This window comes from Spirosoma areae (genome assembly GCF_054781775.1).
In genome coordinates this window covers 160,592-177,972 of sequence record NZ_BAAGTT010000007.1, presented here as the reverse complement: position 1 = coordinate 177,972, position 17,381 = coordinate 160,592, and the positions used below count along the sequence as shown (strand labels likewise).

Below are 17,381 nucleotides of genomic sequence, written 5' to 3'. Positions count from 1 at the left end.
ACTGGGAGTTTTGCTGATGAAATCAGTGTAAACGCATTGACGTATGAAAAAGCAACTTATAACCCTGCTCATTGGCTGTTTGCTCGGCATGGCCGCTCAGCCCGGCGCACGTGCACAAGTGGATAAAAAAATCCTGTTCGCTGGAGCCGACCTCCTGCGGGGCGTTGGTAAATACAATGGGCTGGCATTGGGTGTAGGCCTGAACGCCCGGCTCCACTACCCACTGACGCCAGCACTTGCCCTGACCGGTAAGGTTGGCGTTGAGTATTATAAATTAAGTATGACTATTACCTGCCGGGTTACTCGTACCTGGGGTACGGCTATAATGCTATAACGGGATTTGGGTTTAACACGCTGTATTACGGAGCGGGTTACCTTTACCCAACCGAAACGTGGGGTGTCAGCCTGCCGGTTACGGCCGGGCCGCGTCTGTATCTGCCCAATTTGATTGATGGAGTCAAGGGTCTGCACGTCGACCTGAACGCAGGTGTCGACATAGCGGCTACCAAAACCATGCTGACGTCGCTGCATGTGTCGCCGGGCGTTGGGTACACGCTGCCGCTGGCCAATGGTCGATTCCTTGACGTAACGGCGGGCTACGCAACCAGTTTCGCGCGCGGCAGCGGGGTCGTTGGCATTAGTGTTGCGTATGGATTACCTTTGAATTTCTGATTTGATGCCTGGCACCGCCCGTTTATTACCCATTGCCGACTCACTGGCAACTGATCTTCAGCAGGGGTTACGCTATACCTATGCCGGTCGACTCCAAACGCTCCCCTGGCGAACAACCTTCGATGAACTGGCGAAGTTACCGTTCGTTCAACAAACGGGGCATCATGCCTATGGCTGGCCTGTACTCCGCCTGAATGTGCCTGTTCGGCTGGGTCGGCTGGAAGTAGAGGGCATCGAAATCAATGATCCTGTCCCGTCGGGACAGTCAACGTTCCGGCGCGATGTTCCGATTGATCACTACCCGCTGGAGATTCGGCTGGTTGACCACGGTGCCGATAATTACTGGCTTCTGAAAGCCTGCCTAAGCCAAACACTCGGCAACCCCCGGAAGGGTTGGGAGCGCGACGATCAACTCCACGCGGGTTGGCAGTATGATGGATTAAGTTTAGGGTTAACGTACTGGTTTCGGTCGGTCAGTAGTCGTCAGGAATCGGGTCATGCGTTATTGACTATCGACAACAACCGCGTTTACCCCGACTACCTGACAGATGATTACGTGGGCCGGTTTTCGCTCGATGCGCTGGCGAGCCGGTATCAAACGTTCCAGATTCCGCATGTCGTTGTGCCGCATAACTACCGGACTTCGCGTTTTGTGCGGTTTACGCCCGGCCCCATTCAAGAGTTGCTACAAGGTCGGGGGCATAATCTGGCGGTTTGGTTTGATGCACCCCGGCATAGTATCGGTGTTGCCCAGCCTGACTACGCTCTGATTGTGCCCGTAGCCGATGCCGCCCGGTTTGCGCTGGCCCGTATCGATCATGACCGGGGTGTGTATAGTGATGAATTACAGTTACATGCTCCGAATCGACCATACCAGACCCTGATTGACGCAGGCGTTGACGCACTTCATCCGGTAGCGGCAACCGTTCAAGCCTGGGGCTTTTCAATTGAGCGGGTTAGAGGGTAGGGATATCGGATTGGGGATATCGGATTGGGGATTTAGCTCCGCCCGGTAAATCCGAAATCCCCAATCCGATATCCCATCATTCCAATGCCTGGTAGACGGCAATTCTGAATTTCCGGACAAAATCGCCGTAGTAGGCGTAAGGCTGAACGTTGGTGAAAATGAGTAGAATCAGATCCTCTTTCGGGTCGATGGTGAACTCGGAGCAGTACATACCGCCCCAGGTAAATGAACCGGGTGTGGCCTGATCGCCATAGCGCGAACCCTCAGTAATTAATTGAAAACCAAGCCCAAATTTGTCTTTTCGCTCCCAAACCTCGGCCCCGCCAATTTGATTGCGAATCATCATCTCAACGGTCTTGCGGCCCAGGATCCGACCGTTGTTAAATGTGCCGCCGTTTAGCAGCATCTGACAGAATTTGGCGTAATCTTCTACGGTACTGATTAACCCGGCCCCACCCGAAAAGTAGGTTTTTGCGCCCGACACCGACGAGTTGCGGTAGGCTTCGTTTGGGTGCAGCGTCAGTGGTTTGTCCATCGTCGCTTTGGCGTATAACTCGACCAGCCGACCGGCTTTGCTGTCGGGCAGATAGAAATGTGTGTCGGTCATGCCGAGTGGGTCCAGCACCCGTTCGCGCATGGCTACATCGAGTGGTTTGCCCGACAGGATTTCAACCAATCGGCCAATAATGTCAGTGTTCAGGCCGTATGTGAATCCGATGCCGCTGGAGTCAGTGCCAGGGTCTCGAAGAAGGGGCCGCTTAGCCAATTTATTGATGACGTCTTCGAGTTTGTCGGGCGCGGTCGAGTTGAAAAATGGCACCTTAAATTCAGGTCGTCCATCCAGCGGATGCTCATAGGGGATGCCCGCATTATGGCTTAGTAGCTGCCGGATTGTAATTTCACCCTTCGCCGGGCGCGTATTAAAATTACCGCCAACCGGGTCTTTTTTGTCATAACTGACCAGCACTTTCGGATTTTTGAACGCCGGAATATATTTTGAGATGGGGTCATCCAGCAGAAATTTCTCCTCTTCATACAACGTCATCAGCGTGGTGGTCGTGATGGCCTTCGACTGCGAGGCAATGCGGTACAGATCGTCCCGTTTCAGGGGTATTTTCTTCGTCAGATTGCTGTATCCGAAAGCTTTATAATGCACAATCTTACCCCGATGTGCCACAAACGTGACGGCATTGGGTGCAATATCGGTATCAATCAAACGCTGTAGCCAGGCGTCTAACCGGTGTAGCCGGTCCTCCGAAAAACCGGCATCGGCGGCTGATTTGGCCGGGGTAAAGGTTTGCGGAACGGGTTGGGCAAGCAGCGAAGAAGCAACGAATAGGAGGAGAAAGAGGATACGCATTCGGTTTGTTTCGAGTTTAAGGTTTCACGTTAAATGAGGTGGCCCGGATTGGCAGAAGTTGACAATCAACCTGGAACGTTAAACCTGAAACCTGAAACAATTTACTGCTTCCAGTCCCAAACCACAATCACCCAGGTTTCGCCGAGGGTTGGGTCGTGAAATTCGTGCAGCGTCTCGAAGCCGACGCGGGCGTGGGCACGCAACGAGCGGATGTTATTCGCTGAAATGTCAGTTATCAATAGTTGAAAGCGGTCGCCATAGACATCGCGGTGGTGCTGAAACATCTGGTCGAAAACCCGCTGACCCCGGTAGCCTTCGGCCACGCAGACCTGCCCCATCACATACCATTGATAGTCAGATACCGGTTTTCCCTTGTAGGGTAGCGTGTTCAGTAACTCAAAAAGCGGGAGCAACTCTGGCACGTCGGCACCAAATTCAGGCAACATCGTCAGGGCATACCCCACGACTGTGTCGCCGTCTTTGGCAATGACGCCTGGGGCGGCCTGATTCATGCGGGTAAGCACGGCGGGGTCGTGTTCAACGGTAACGAAACCCTGGTCGGCCTGCACCTCGGCGGGTACATGTTTGCGAAGATTAGCCTGTTGCAGCGCCAGAATGCCCTGAACGTCGGCCTGCGATTGGACAGTGGTAATTGAAATCATAAACGACGATTAGGTAATGGGTTTAGCAACCAAACTTTTCAGAAAAGCTGAGTCCACTTCGGCCCCGATGCCGGGCGTTTCGGGCAGTTCAATCTGGTAGCCGCTATAGATGATGCCGCCGTGAACGGGGTCGTCGGCATGTTCAAAACAGGCGTCTAAATCGCAGAAACGCACGTTCTGGCGGGCGGCTGCAAAATGGGCGTTGGCGGTCAGGGCCAGCCGCGACTCCGACATACAGCCAATCATGCACGGGATGCCAGCCGCTTCGGCAATGGCGTTGATGTTGAGCGCTTCGGAAATTCCCCCGCTTTTGGAAAGTTTGATATTAAAATAATCAACGGCCTCTTCGCGCACAAGCCGGATGGCGTCGGTAGCGTTGAAGAGGCTTTCGTCGGCCATAATGGGCACAGGAGAATGCTGACGAATTTGCCGCAGCCCCGCAATGTCGTGGCGTTTGATGGGTTGTTCGCAATATTGCACATTCCAGTTGCCGATGGCCCGCAACACCGCTAAGGCCGTCACGACATCCCAACCCTGATTGGCATCGGTACGGATGGGTGTTGCCTCGCCGATGGCTTTCCGAATGGCTTCGACCCGGCCAATGTCATCGCGAAGGTTGGTGCCGAGTTTAACTTTGATGGCTTCTGCCCCTTTCGCCTGAATCCGCAGTGCATCATCGACCATGCGTTCGGGCGAGTTCAAATAAATCGTTTCGTCGGTTACGAGCGGCCGTTTTGCGCCACCCAGAAACTGATAGAGCGGCATTCCGGCCCGTTTGGCGGCAATGTCGTAGAGAGCCATGTCGAAGGCCGATCGCGTGGTTGGATGGCCGGGCAGGTAGCGCGTCAACGTACTCATGCAACCTGCAATATCGAGCGGGTCACACCCCAGCAACAGCCGGGCCATATCCTCCGCTGCCGCCAGCCCCGATGCCTGCGTTTCGCCGACGATCATCCAGAACGGTGAGCCTTCGCCCCAGCCCGTAATGCCGTCGTCGGTTTGCATCTCAACCAGAATGTTCCGGGCGTGGTCAATCGTGCCCAGCGAAATAGCAATGGGTGCCTTAAGCGGAATGTCGTAACGGTAAAGATTGATTCTGGTAATTTTCATTGGTATTTAAACGCAAGGGTCGCAAGGGATAGCGCAAAGAACACAAAGGTTAAGTTTACTTTGCGACCTTCGCTTACCCTTTGCGTCCCTTGCGTTTAAAAATTACTTCGGAAACTGACTTTTATCCAGGCCCGGAATAATCCGAAGGGCATTTTTGTAGTAGACTTTTTTCAGCACCTCGTCGGATAACCCCATGCCGTACATCCGCCAGAAGGCGTGGTATTTTTTGTGGTAGGGGAAGTACTCATCGTTGGTTTCGAGGACGCGGAAATAGGTGGCATACTCCGACGGAACCCAACTGTCTTTGCCGAACAGAATCCGGTCCTGGTATTTCTCGAAAAACGCCCGGCTTGCCTTTGGCTGACGGCCTAATTCGGCGATAACAGCGCCAATCTCGACGTTCATGTTCGGAAAAACCTTCATCAGGCTGTCGAGTTTGTTCAAATCATTCGGAAACCAGTCCATGTGGGCCGCAATGAAGGTGGTTTTGGGGTGCCTGCGAAACACATTGTGCTGTTCGGCAATGAGTTGCTCCCAGGGCACGGGATTGTTAGCGTCGCGTTTGCGGCCGGCGTGGAGTTTCAGTTCGAGCCAGCGTTCGTTGTAACGGTCCATCGGGTCCCAGAACGATTTCGGGTCGGCGGTGTGGATGAGTACCGGAATGCCCAGTTCACCACATTTGGCCCAAACCGCATCAAGGCGCGGGTCATCCACCCGAACCCGGTTGCCTTTGTCATCTTTCACGCTGAAGCCTAAGCTTTTATAAATTTTCAACCCTTTGGCGCCCTTTTTTACGTCCTCTTCCAGCGTTTTTACGGCCTGTTCGGTCCAGCCTTTATCGGTTACACTGCCAAAATTAATATTCGTAAACAGGACCAGGCGTTTGGGGTTGGTTTTCCTGATGTTGGCTAAGGCTTCATCGAAAAACTTGGTGCTCTCCGTTGCATTGTTCGCAAATCCGCGTCCGCTCAGATTCACCATCAGACCCATGTTCAGGCTATCCATCTGCGTAATGAGCTTGCTCAGGTCGCCGTTGTCCATCTGAAACTGGTGATTATGAACATCAATAAACGGGTATTTCGACCGCGCCAGTTTGTGTTCCGGCACTTTCAGGGTCGAAACGGGGTCGTATTCCTCGAAGCCCAACGGTTCGGCGGGTTTTTGGGCCATAACCGACAAACTTAATGCAGAGAGCGCAAAGGCAAAGCGCAGAGGACGCGAAGACATAATCCTGTAAATCATTTTAAGTAAGTAAATCCTGCCGGTTCGCCGGAGCGGTTCAAACTATTTAAAAATAAGCGCTACGCAATGGGCAGCAATACCTTCGCCCCGACCTACAAACCCGATGTATTCGGAGGTGGTGGCTTTAATGGAAATATCATCTTCGGGAATGGTCATCACCTCCGCCAAACACGTTTTCATCGCCGGAATGTGCGGGTTTAGTTTTGGTTCCTGCAACACGACCGTTACGTCGACATTCGAGATCTCATAGCCTGCGCCCCGCACCATCTGCAGCACTTCGGCCAGCAGCAGTTTACTGTCGACGCCTTTCCAGCGCGGGTCTTTATCCGAGAAGTGATAGCCAATGTTCCGCATGTTGGCGGCTCCCAGCAGGGCATCGCACAGCACATGGCAAACCACGTCGGCATCGGAATGCCCAACCGGTCCAAATGCAGCCGGAATCTGGATACCACCCAGCCAGAACGGTCGGCCTTCTTCCAGCCGATGAACGTCGTACCCTTGTCCTACGCGGATTTTCATTGATTATAGCCGGTTGAACGTAAGTAGGCCTCGACCTGGAGCAGAAATTCAGTGGCCTTGTTAACTGCGTCCTGCGCGTCTTCTACCGAAATATCAAAGTCAATTTCGTAATCACCACCTTGCCGTAAATTAAACAATTCTGAAATAGCAGCACTAAACACCTCTGCAAATAGGCCAGTCTTTATAAACTGCTTACGAAATTCAGTATGAGCACCCGTGTGCGTTTTAGGTACGCCTGAATCGGTTGTGTGTAGAAGAGCAATAATGCTATGAAACAGTGAGTAATAAGCCCGATTGCAAGTGCCTTCAGGTCGATTAGCTTCTAACAACAGTTGGGCATCCGATAAATCCTCCTTCGCTTTTTGCAGGTGGGCTTTTGCTCGATTCAAATCGCTCATGTAGTAATGCCCTCCTGTTCTACTGATTGGTAGAAAAGCGTATAACCCGACGTATATTTAGATGCGGCTACGGGGAAAACAGACACCTCAATGTCGTATTTTAACGACAATGACCCGATAATGGGAGCCATACGCCTAACTTCCTTACCAGCCTGCACAGTTCCATCAGTCAGCACCACCAGATAATCTACATCCGACTCGGCATGGAAATCGCCCCGTGCATAAGAACCGTACAAAATCACCCGGTCGAGCCGGTCGCCGTAGAGTTCGGTCAGTACCTGCTTCACCTCCTGCGACAACCGGTGTAGTTCGTCGGGTGTGAGGGCTTTGGGCTGATACGTGGTTTCCATACGTGTCTTACCTGAAGTAGTAGCTACGCTGCTTTGTAGTAGAGCGTCGAGCAATTGTCTTTCCGCAGCACCTTCCGGGCCATTGCCTGAACGTCATCGGGCGTAACGGCCTGAATCATAGCGGCTTCATTATTAACTAAATCCGGGTTGCCCGCGTTCGCTGCATAAGCAAGGTTCATGGCACGGTTGAGCAGTTCGACTTCCGAAAACGCCAGTGTGGCTTCGGCCTGATTTTTTACTTTCGCTAATTCTTCATCCGGCACGGTCTGGTCAACGAATTCCTGCACAACGGCCTCCACAGCCGCGTCGGCCTCTTCGAGCGAAACCCCTTTATTCAAATTTCCCTGCACAATCAGCAGGCCGGGGTCGATGGAGGCCGTAATGTAGCCATTGATGCTGCTGAACAGCGGAGTATCGCGAATTAACTTTTGATACAACCGCGACGATTTGCTGCGACCAAGCATGTCGCCCAACAGGTCGGCGGTGTGAAAACTCGCATCGAACCGGCCCGGCATATGGTAGGCTTTATATAAACCATTCAGCGGCACTTTGGCCGACGTTTCCATCCGGCGTGCTTCGTGTTGGGCGGGTTCAACCGGCAGTTGCCGAACGTAGGGGTCGCCCGCCGGAATGGGCGCAAACCACTTGGCACACAACTGCTTCACCTGCTCGACTGTCACGTTCCCGGCCACCACCAGAATAGCGTTGTTGGGCAGGTAATATTTAAAAAAGAACGCCCTTACATCGTCCAGCGTCGCATTTTCGATATGGCTAATGTCTTTGCCAATGGTTGCCCAGCGATAAGGATGTTGCTGATAGGTCAGTGGCCGAAGTTTGAGCCAGACATCGCCGTAAGGCTGGTTCAGGTACCGCTGCTTGAATTCTTCGATAACGACTTTTTGCTGTACCTCGAGCACTTGCGGGTCAAACGAAAGGCTTAGCATCCGGTCCGATTCGAGCCAGAACGCCGTTTCCAGATTAGCGGCTGGAAGGGTGATGTAATAGTTCGTGATGTCGGGGCTGGTGAAGGCGTTGTTTTCGCCCCCTACTTTTTGCAATGGCTCGTCGTAGCTTGGAATATGCCGCGACCCGCCGAACATCAAATGCTCGAACAAGTGGGCGAAGCCCGTTTTGGCGGGGTCTTCGTCGCGGGAGCCAACATTGTACAGGATATTAACGGCAGCCATTGGCGTGGTTTCATCCTCATGAACGAATACCCGAAGGCCATTCTCTAAGACAAACTGTTCGTACTGAATCATAGTGTAAACTTTTGCGGATCGCCTTCGTTAGGTAATACGCATAGAAACAAAAGTACGGTTCCAACCGTAGAGAATCAAACGGCATTATTTTGACCTCCACCACTCCGCTCGTGAAAAAATGGATTCTTGTTCTTAGTCTGTGTGGATTAGTGTTGCCAGGACGAGCACAGGTACTGACCGACCCGGTTGTTCAGCAAACCATTCTTAAAACGCTGGACAACATCTATAATTTTGAGTTCGCTCAATCGGAAAGCCTGATTCGGCAGATTCAGGCCCGCTATCCGCAGCATCCGATTGGACCAGTACTGCGGGCCACCCAACTGGAACTTCAATACCTGCCACTGCACGAAAATAAAACGGCGACAGCCCAGTTTGTTCAGGCTGCGAATCAGGGGCTTGACCTGGCCAGGAAACTGCTCGATAAAAATGAGAACGACCCCGAAGGCGTGTTTTTTGCCTTAACGGCACACAGCTACCTGGCATCGCTCCACAACAATAAAAACGAAACAATAAAAGCGGTTGGTGAGTCGAAAAAGGCCTACAATTATTTGCGGGAGGGCTTTTTGCTGGTGGATAAAAGCCCGGATTTTCACTTCACATCGGGGCTTTATAATTACTACATCGAACGCTACCCCATGGACCATTCTCTTGTGCGGCCCTTCCTGATCTTCTTCGCCGATGGCGACATGGCACAGGGATTGAAACAGATGGATATGGCGGCAAAAAAAGGACTTTTCATGCGGCCAATTGCCAATTATTACCTGGCCCATATTTACCTCAAACACGAGATGAACCCCAGTCGGGCCGCCGTTTATACGACCTATTTGTCTGATAAATACCCGAATAATCCGTTGTTTGCCATGATTCATGCCGAAGCGCTCCTGTTGACGGGTCGATATGCCGACGCCCGAACACACCTGCAGCGACTCAAGCAACTACCCCACAAATTAGTGCCCCTGGCGGTCAGTACCTTCACGGGAATGCTGGCCGAATATGCGGATAAGAATGACAAAGAAGCCGCCGAAGCGTATGAAATGGCCCTTCGGCTGCCTGTCAATGACCCCTACACGAAAGAGTACCATGCGTTTGCCTATGCGGGCTTAGCCCGGATTGCAGCCCGCGCCAATGACCGCAATAGGGCTAAACTATATTATAAAAAAGTGTTGGCTGTGGCGCAGTATAAATCGCTGATTCGGGAAGCGAAGGCGTATAAATAAGTTCGATACAGGCTGTAGAATGTCTGACTGGTCGTTAACAAGTACATCCTGGAACATGCTTCAATAATCGACCTCCAGATTCAGTACTTTCCGTAGTTCGTGGAGGGCTGGGTTTTTCTCGGCGAGGTAATTGTATTTATCCTGCGAACTGTAAATCATCTTTTTAACCTCCTGTAGCGTCACTTTGTGCTCGAGCTGAATCTGATTGTTCTGAAGTTCGGTGCGAAGGTAGCCCAGCAGGTCGGGTTTTAGTTCGGTCAGGTAGCCCACCTGCAGGGTGTTGTCGAGCGTTAGGTGGATGGTCGTTCCGTCGAGAACTAACTCGCGGTTGAGTAACAATTGCTCCGTCGCAGAATCGTTCTGTTGCCGCCGAATTTTAGCAAATGACACCCAGGCATCCTGTAGTTGCTCGAAATCAAAGGACTTATCTGGCCGGTTTGGTGCCACAGCAGACAGGACCTCTTCGATATCGGAAGCCAAAGGCTGCACCGGCCCCGTCGTCAGGGCCAGTGTCGAACGCAAACGGCTGCTGGCCGGGCGTGCGGGCGGAGCTATGTGGGGCTTAGCTATAGGTACAGGCAATGGCGCGACTGCCGTTGCCACGCCATTTGTTGCGCTGACATGACCGTTTTGATTCGCCTTTCCGTTTGTTACCGGCTCCTGAACCGGGGTTGCTGGTCGGTAGCCATTGACAGGTTCACTCGTGATGGGGTGGCTCTCGGTTAATTGGCCCCGCGTGGATTCGCCCCGCGTGGATTCGCCGTTGCCATCAGGCTGATGTGGCGGACTGGCGTTTTTTTTTTCGGTAACTAACGGACTGCCCCCCGATTCATTTGTAGAAGACCGGCTAAGCGGCATTTCGGGGAGTGAATCCCAGTCGAGCAGATTTCGCAGATTGGCTACTTTCATGAGCCATAACTCTGTGTGCAGCCGCTGATCTTTAGCTTGCTTGTAGTTCATGTCGCACTGACCGCCCAGACTGAGCGCCGACAGCAAAAACGACATCGGGGCGCGAACCGACTGGTCGAGGTACTGCCGGCGAACGTTTTCGGTCACCTGCAGTAACTGCACCGTAGCGGCATCCTTACAGACCAACAAATCGCGGAAGTGGCGGCAGAGGCCAACCACAAACTGGTGTCCATCGAAACCCTTCCGCAGAATCTCATCGACCGTCAACAGGCTCTGTGGCAGGTTGCCTGCCAGCAGCAGATCAGTCAGTTTGAAATAATAATCGTAGTCCAGAATGTGCAGATTGTCCAGCACCTCCTTGTAGCGAATGACCCGGTCGGCGGCAAAGGTCACGTTCAGGTCGAACATCGACAGTGCATCGCGAAGGCCGCCATCCGCTTTCTGGGCAATCAGGTCGAGGGCTTCGGTTTCGGCCGTGATGCCTTCTTTTTGAGCAATCGCTGCCAGGTGAGCCGCAATATGCCCCGGCTGAATCCGGTTGAAATCAAAAATCTGGCAGCGTGACAGAATCGTCGGCAGGATTTTGTGTTTCTCGGTTGTGGCCAGAATAAAAATGGCGTAGGAAGGTGGTTCTTCCAGCGTTTTCAGAAACGCATTAAACGCCTGCGTCGAGAGCATATGCACCTCGTCGATGATGTATATTTTGTATTTCGCGCCCGATTGGGGTGGTGTTCGGACTTGGTCAATCAAACTACGGATGTCTTCGACCGAGTTGTTCGAGGCTGCATCCAGTTCGTGAATATTGAAGGAGGCATTGCGGTTGAAACTCACGCACGACTCGCAGGTGTCGCAGGCTTCGCCCCCGGCGGTCAGGTTTTGGCAGTTAATGGTTTTGGCCAGAATGCGGGCGCAGGTCGTTTTACCAACCCCGCGTGGCCCGCAGAACAGAAACGCCGACGCTAAATGATTGGTCCTGATGGCATTTTTGAGTGTGGTAGTAATGTGTTCCTGCCCCACGACGGTGTCGAAGGTAGCCGGGCGGTACTTGCGGGCCGAGACCACGAAATTTTCCATACCCAAAGATAGCAGGGTCGGCTATGAAAGGCAAACCCGGCGGGTGAGGTTTGGCGTTATCCCACAACTTTCGTGGTGGGCTGTAATCAAATCTCCTTTCCACAATGCGGACACAGGCGTTGTGTGGGTTCTTTGCGACTCCGAATGTGCTCGTTGAAACCAGACACCAGAATACCCGTCGGCAACGCAAAAAGTCCAATACCCATAATGGCCGATATGCCACCCAGAAATTTTCCTAAAGGCGTAATGGGGTGGATGTCGCCATAACCGACCGTCGTCATGGCGGTAACTCCCCACCACATCGTTGCCGGAATACTCGAAAACTTGCCTGGCTGGGCTGGATGCTCCACGTAATACATCACACTTGATATAATGATCAGCATAAATATGACTAATGTCGTGCTGAGAATCAGTTCTTCTTTTTTTTCGGCTACGACGTGCTGAATCATGCGGAACGCCTGCGAGTAGCGTGAAATGCGAAACAGCCGGAAAATCCGGAACAGCCGCAGGATCCTGACAACGCCTAAATCGGTCGCAAACAGTGAAAAATAAAAGGGGAAAATGGCCAGCAAGTCGATAAGGGCATTGGTTGAGATTATATAGCGCACCCGCCCCCAGACCGGATGCTGGTATTTATCATTTTCGACACACACCCACACCCGTAACACGTATTCGATGGAGAAAAAGATGACCGAAAACAGTTCAAAGTCAAGGAACAGTTGGGCAAACTGTTTATTGTAGTCGGGCACCGTGTGCAGCACGATGGCAATGGCGTTCAACGTGATAATAATAATCAGCACCACATTGAAAAGCAAACTTATGCCCCGGCGTTTACCCGCCGAGGTTTCCAGGATTCGATAGAGCGATTTGCGAAGGTGTTCCATAGCAGCAGGGATGGGTCATGCAAGCTACTCACCAAAACCTGAACTTGCCATTCGCCGATTCGTAAAGCCATTCTACGAAGAACGTTTTAGCTGGTAGTGACCACCCGATACTGCCTGACGATGAAGATAGTAGCAATCGTAGCCACAACCGCCAGCCCGCCAGCAAACAGGCCAATGGTGGGAGCAGTCAGGAATAGCAGCGCGTGACCCGCGAAATACGTACCGGCGATATCGGATAAGTTAACAAAGGCCATGTATGTGGTGAACTGTGAGCCTTCAACACCCTTGCGGCAAATGCCCATCAGGACGGGCATGGCCGCAGCACTGACGGCCGGGTCCAGAAAATATAGAGCGACCAAACCCGTCCGGGCCACATCGCGGTGAAGCCAAAAGGCTGACAGCAAATTAAAGCCAACTAAGTACAACGCCACCAGGGCCAGCATACCAACGAGTAGCCTGCGGGCACCCAACCGATCCGCTAAATAGCCGCCTGTTAGCGCAATGACCGTTGCCACAACCATGCCGTAGGTGCCCGTCAGCACCGATACGTCAGTATCGAGCCAGCCAAGTTGTTCGATCAGGTGGTGGTTATAAGCCCGCAGAAACAGCGCATTACTGGTATACACTAACAGGATGGCCCCGAAGAGCAACAGACTTTGCCGGGCAAACAAGCCCCGGAAAAGTTCAATAAACAGCCAGCGAAAATCAGGTGTTCCATCGGTACGGTCAGGCTGGAGTTCACGCTCGGGTGTGTTAAGTTTACCCGTCGCGTTAGGCCAATGGCGGCTTAAACTGCCAAACTCACCAGGGCGCTTTAGCCAGCCAAATGAAGGCAGCAGTCGGTTGCTGGGCTGCTCACGAATGAATGCCATTAGCAAAACGCCCGTCAGCAAAAAGCCCACCTGGGTGAGGGCTGCGCCATGAAAACCGTACTGCCGCAGAATGGGGGCAAATACGGCCGCCCCAATGCCGGTGCCAACCAGGAAACCAGCTCGCATAAAGGCGTTTACACGACCGCGTTCGTTTTCTGGAATGACCGTAATGGCCATGGCGTCTACGCTGGCATCCTGAATGGCTGCAAAAACACTACGCAGGCAGAAAAGCCAGGCCAGTGTAGTGATCTGCGTGACTGGATTGCCCACTAACAGCAGTAGGCACGACGCGAGCAAAGTCATCAACTGCGAGCCAACCACCCACGGCTTGCGCTGGCCCATTGGTGAGTTTTGAAAACGGTCGATGAGTGGTCCCCAAACAAATTGAAAAGCCCAGGGCAGGCCAATAATGGCAATAAACGACCCAACCACATCCGGTTTGACGCCCTCAGCCGTGAAATAATTCGCCAACGCCGTCAGATAAAATCCCGACGGAATTCCCTGCATTACGTATAAATAGAAAAAGACACTATACCGGAGCGGGCGGCTTTGGCTGAGCGTTAATGGATAGGAAGCAGCAGGGAGGGCAGTCAGCATACGTTGCCTTTAGCGGTACATTAAGTGCCTCCGGCCAATGGGCACGTATAGGACATATTGAGGATGAATTATGTTTTGACTGTTCCCGAACTATCCTGAAAAAAATCCGTTATGGTATTGCAAGCGCCCGATAATCTCTTTAACATTGTCCGCGTTTTCGCGCGAAACCAATGGCAAAGCTCGTTCTCATACCGACTTTCTTCCATACTACGCCATTTCGGTTTAGGTCCGAAAGGACCCTATCGCTTTGTTTGCCTATGTGGTAAACTATTTCCGTCTTTTTTCACGTTTTATTTCACAAGAACCAGCACGGATTACGCTGTCTCCGTTTGTATTCGCGGCTTTACAACCGCCCGATAAACGACAATGATCACACCAGAAGTAGTTAACGATCAGTACATTGTTCAGGTAGCCAACGAAAACCATCTACGGTTGGCCGAAACCATCTGCCACGAGATGGAGGAGAGTGCAAAAGCCCGGGGAACCGGTATTGCCAAGCGTTCACCCATTTATATCATGGAGAAAATTCTCGAAGGCAAAGCTATTGTAGCTATGACCCTATCGGGCGAGTGGGTTGGTTTTTGTTACATCGAAACCTGGGAACACGGCAAGTTCGTAGCCAACTCGGGCCTGATTGTTCACCCCGATTATCGCAAGAGCGGCATTGCCACGCGTATTAAAGGCAAAGCGTTTGAACTCTCGCGGGCGATGTTCCCTACGGCTAAAATCATTGGTATCACAACCAGCCTGCCCGTCATGAAAATCAATTCGGATTTAGGGTATCAGCCAGTGACACTCAGTGAATTACCGGGCGATGAATCGTTTTGGAAAGGGTGCCAGACCTGCGCTAACTTCGATATTCTGACGCGTACCAACCGAAAGCACTGCCTTTGCACGGGAATGCTCTACGACCCCGAAGAACATAAGAAAGAAGAGAAAGATGACAAGTGGAATTTCCTGAAAGAGTCTAAACTTTATGAGCGATGGATGCGTATTAAAAACCGCATTCTGCTCCGCCTGCAACCAGCCGACCGCTCACGTTCCCGCAAAGGAGAGCGTGAACTGGAAGTCGCCTGATTACCGAATCCTGAGCAAAAGCCCGGTGGAAATTTCCACCGGGCTTTTCTGTTTTATACCAATGCTGTACGATGTAATGGATGGATGAGGAAGGTGTGGTTTGTTAACAATAACGTAACATTGGCTCACCAAATAATTATCGGTATAAGCATTGATTAACAATAATTTCAGTTGCCAATAAGTCGAAACAAGCCATTTTTTACCTGTACGGCTCTATTTTCGCTGAGCTGAGTAGAGCCGCCAATATTAAGTTTTCAGATAAAATTAATATTTGGATAATATTGGAGTACTATTTGCGTAATATTACGGTAACATGAGTCCTTATGATTCGGTAGAGGAATTTGGGCGAGTGGGCATTGTTCACTTTTAACACAAATGAAGTCATGAAAAAGTCTCTTTTTCTTCTTACGCTGGTAGGCTTCCTGGCGACGCAAGCCTACGCTACGCCGACAAATACCCGCAAAATCAAAGCTCCGAAAGCCACACTCGAGCAGCAGTTGGCGAAGTACGTTTCATTCCCCGATGCGCTTAAACCGACCCGACAGGCAGGTATCGTCGTCATTCAGTTTCGCGTAAACGCCAACAATGAAGTCTGTAAACTGGCTGTATTTAGCCAGAATGAGCAGATTAATAATACATTACTACGCCAGTTGACCGGTAAAAAATTAGTTGGCTACGGCAGCGATGCCAGCGAACTCTATACGGTTCGCCTGCGCTTCCAGCCTGAATAAAAAAACGGTAACGTAGAAGGCCGTCAGCAGTTGTCAGATAGTGTTAAGCAGTTGCAGGGAGTACATACCCGACGACTCCGGACAAAATCTGGCAACTTCTGTTTTTATGCACCAACATTTTCACTCAACTGAACGTTGGCATATGAACCAAATTCCCCGAACGAATGCCCGAACCCCTGTCGCTGGTGTGGCTCCGGCGCGACCTGCGTCTGCACGATAATGCGGCTTTATATCATGCACTCAAAAGTGGCCGCCCGGTGCTGCCCGTCTTTATATTCGACCGGATAATTCTCGACGCGCTGGAAGATCGATGCGACCGGCGGGTCGAGTTTCTGGTTAAGGAAATTAACCGCCTGCGCGACGAGTTGACCAAACTGGGATCGGGCCTTGTAGTTCGATACGGGAAACCAATGGATGTCTGGAATGAACTGAGCAGGCAATACACGATTGGCGAGGTATTTACAAATTACGATTACGAAAATTACGCTAAAGACCGCGACAAAGCCGTTGGCGACTTACTAACGGAGCAGGGTATTGGCTTTCGCACCAGCAAAGACCAGGCAATTTTTGATCGCGACGAAGTGCTAAGTGGCAAAAAAACTCCCTATACCGTTTTCACGCCCTACAGCCGGAACTGGCACGGTAAATTGAGTCCGTTTTACCTCAAATCGTACCCAACGGAAACGTATTTCAACCAATTCTGGAAAACGAAACCCCTCCCGGTCCCTTCGCTGGCTGACATGAACTTCATGCCGGTAAGCGAGCTATTTCCGGCGCGAACGGTACCCGATAAATTGCTGGACACTTATGGCAAAACCCGCAATTTTCCGGCTTTGCCCCATGGCACAAGCCAGTTGAGTATGCACCTGCGTTTCGGTACGATCAGCATTCGTGATCTGGCCCGGCAGGCTAAACAAGCTGACGACCGAACGTTTCTGAATGAACTTTGCTGGCGGGATTTTTACTTCCAGGTGCTCGACCACTTCCCGCACGTTGAAAAATGTTCGTTCCGGCGGCTCTATGACCAGATTAAATGGCGGAATAACGAAGATGAATTCGACAAATGGTGCCGGGGCGAAACGGGCTACCCAATTGTGGATGCCGGGATGCGGCAGCTAAACGAAACGGGGTGGATGCATAACCGCGTCAGGATGATTACGGCCAGCTTTCTGTGCAAACATCTGCTCATCGACTGGCGTTGGGGCGAAGCGTACTTTGGCAAAAAACTCCGTGATTACGACCTGTCGGCCAACAACGGCGGCTGGCAGTGGGCGGCTGGATCAGGCACCGACGCGGCCCCGTACTTCAGGGTCTTCAATCCAACGCTTCAGGCCCGGAAGTTCGACCCCAAAGGGGGGTATATTCGCCATTGGGTGCCCGACGTCGATAGCCCAGCTTATCCGCAACCCATAGTCGAGCACACGATGGCCCGGCAACGGGCCATTGATACCTACAAAAAAGCAGTAGCTAAAAAATGACGC

Annotated in this window: 18 protein-coding genes; 7 read left to right on the top strand and 11 right to left on the bottom strand. The window is 51.9% G+C overall.

Annotated features, from left to right (window positions below):
- The first annotated feature begins 43 nt into the window (after nucleotides 1–43).
- From ACYVI1_RS03450 to ACYVI1_RS03440, 3 genes are all read left to right on the top strand, one after another.
- Entirely contained in the window at nucleotides 44–334 is a 291-nt protein-coding gene (locus ACYVI1_RS03450) for a hypothetical protein (RefSeq protein ID WP_460906714.1), read from the top strand.
- Nucleotides 335–444: 110 nt separating this feature from the next.
- Nucleotides 445–672, top strand: coding sequence for a hypothetical protein (locus ACYVI1_RS03445; RefSeq protein WP_460906712.1), 228 nt, complete (start codon nucleotides 445–447; stop codon nucleotides 670–672).
- Nucleotides 673–676: 4 nt separating this feature from the next.
- Nucleotides 677–1,639 (top strand): hypothetical protein, encoded by a 963-nt coding sequence (locus tag ACYVI1_RS03440; RefSeq protein WP_460906710.1) that lies wholly within the window; start codon nucleotides 677–679, stop codon nucleotides 1,637–1,639.
- A gap of 76 nt (nucleotides 1,640–1,715) precedes the next feature.
- On the opposite strand, the gene ACYVI1_RS03435 is transcribed toward ACYVI1_RS03440, so the two are convergent.
- From ACYVI1_RS03435 to ACYVI1_RS03400, 8 genes are all read right to left on the bottom strand, one after another.
- Nucleotides 1,716–2,999 (bottom strand): serine hydrolase domain-containing protein, encoded by a 1,284-nt coding sequence (locus ACYVI1_RS03435; RefSeq protein WP_460906708.1) that lies wholly within the window; start codon nucleotides 2,997–2,999, stop codon nucleotides 1,716–1,718.
- 101 nt (nucleotides 3,000–3,100) lie between these two features.
- Nucleotides 3,101–3,661, bottom strand: a complete 561-nt coding sequence (locus ACYVI1_RS03430) for a GNAT family N-acetyltransferase (RefSeq protein WP_460906706.1) — start codon at nucleotides 3,659–3,661, stop codon at nucleotides 3,101–3,103.
- Between the two features lie 9 nt (nucleotides 3,662–3,670).
- Nucleotides 3,671–4,771 (bottom strand): mandelate racemase/muconate lactonizing enzyme family protein, encoded by a 1,101-nt coding sequence (locus ACYVI1_RS03425; protein ID WP_460906704.1) that lies wholly within the window; start codon nucleotides 4,769–4,771, stop codon nucleotides 3,671–3,673.
- Nucleotides 4,772–4,873: 102 nt separating this feature from the next.
- Nucleotides 4,874–5,941, bottom strand: a complete 1,068-nt coding sequence (locus ACYVI1_RS03420; RefSeq protein WP_460906808.1) for an amidohydrolase family protein — start codon at nucleotides 5,939–5,941, stop codon at nucleotides 4,874–4,876.
- A 114-nt stretch (nucleotides 5,942–6,055) separates the two neighbouring features.
- Nucleotides 6,056–6,532 (bottom strand): 2-C-methyl-D-erythritol 2,4-cyclodiphosphate synthase, encoded by a 477-nt coding sequence (ispF, locus tag ACYVI1_RS03415; RefSeq protein ID WP_460906702.1) that lies wholly within the window; start codon nucleotides 6,530–6,532, stop codon nucleotides 6,056–6,058.
- Complete coding sequence (locus ACYVI1_RS03410; protein ID WP_460906700.1) at nucleotides 6,529–6,930, bottom strand: HEPN domain-containing protein; 402 nt, start codon at nucleotides 6,928–6,930, stop codon at nucleotides 6,529–6,531. The genes ispF and ACYVI1_RS03410 overlap by 4 nt, the downstream gene beginning before the upstream one ends.
- Entirely contained in the window at nucleotides 6,927–7,280 is a 354-nt protein-coding gene (locus ACYVI1_RS03405) for a nucleotidyltransferase domain-containing protein (RefSeq protein WP_460906698.1), read from the bottom strand. The genes ACYVI1_RS03410 and ACYVI1_RS03405 overlap by 4 nt, the downstream gene beginning before the upstream one ends.
- 23 nt (nucleotides 7,281–7,303) lie before the next feature.
- On the bottom strand, nucleotides 7,304–8,539 hold the full coding sequence (locus ACYVI1_RS03400) for a M16 family metallopeptidase (protein ID WP_460906696.1): 1,236 nt from the start codon (nucleotides 8,537–8,539) through the stop codon (nucleotides 7,304–7,306).
- A gap of 89 nt (nucleotides 8,540–8,628) precedes the next feature.
- Between ACYVI1_RS03400 and ACYVI1_RS03395 the strand changes: the two genes are divergently transcribed.
- On the top strand, nucleotides 8,629–9,756 hold the full coding sequence (locus ACYVI1_RS03395; RefSeq protein WP_460906694.1) for a tetratricopeptide repeat protein: 1,128 nt from the start codon (nucleotides 8,629–8,631) through the stop codon (nucleotides 9,754–9,756).
- A gap of 60 nt (nucleotides 9,757–9,816) precedes the next feature.
- Here the strand turns inward: ACYVI1_RS03395 and ACYVI1_RS03390 are convergent, their stop codons facing one another.
- The 3 genes from ACYVI1_RS03390 to ACYVI1_RS03380 form a co-directional block, all read right to left on the bottom strand.
- Nucleotides 9,817–11,739, bottom strand: a complete 1,923-nt coding sequence (locus ACYVI1_RS03390) for a DNA polymerase III subunit gamma/tau (RefSeq protein ID WP_460906692.1) — start codon at nucleotides 11,737–11,739, stop codon at nucleotides 9,817–9,819.
- Between the two features lie 86 nt (nucleotides 11,740–11,825).
- Nucleotides 11,826–12,623: an ion transporter gene (locus tag ACYVI1_RS03385; protein ID WP_460906690.1), complete on the bottom strand. Its 798-nt coding sequence runs from the start codon at nucleotides 12,621–12,623 to the stop codon at nucleotides 11,826–11,828.
- 86 nt (nucleotides 12,624–12,709) lie between these two features.
- A complete protein-coding gene (locus ACYVI1_RS03380) occupies nucleotides 12,710–14,092 on the bottom strand; it encodes an MFS transporter (RefSeq protein ID WP_460906688.1) in 1,383 nt (460 codons plus the stop codon).
- 366 nt (nucleotides 14,093–14,458) lie between these two features.
- Between ACYVI1_RS03380 and ACYVI1_RS03375 the strand changes: the two genes are divergently transcribed.
- From ACYVI1_RS03375 to ACYVI1_RS03365, 3 genes are all read left to right on the top strand, one after another.
- A complete protein-coding gene (locus tag ACYVI1_RS03375) occupies nucleotides 14,459–15,169 on the top strand; it encodes a GNAT family N-acetyltransferase (protein WP_460906686.1) in 711 nt (236 codons plus the stop codon).
- A gap of 383 nt (nucleotides 15,170–15,552) precedes the next feature.
- Complete coding sequence (locus tag ACYVI1_RS03370) at nucleotides 15,553–15,900, top strand: hypothetical protein (RefSeq protein ID WP_460906684.1); 348 nt, start codon at nucleotides 15,553–15,555, stop codon at nucleotides 15,898–15,900.
- Nucleotides 15,901–16,064: 164 nt separating this feature from the next.
- Nucleotides 16,065–17,378: a cryptochrome/photolyase family protein gene (locus ACYVI1_RS03365; protein ID WP_460906682.1), complete on the top strand. Its 1,314-nt coding sequence runs from the start codon at nucleotides 16,065–16,067 to the stop codon at nucleotides 17,376–17,378.
- The last annotated feature ends 3 nt before the right edge of the window (nucleotides 17,379–17,381 follow it).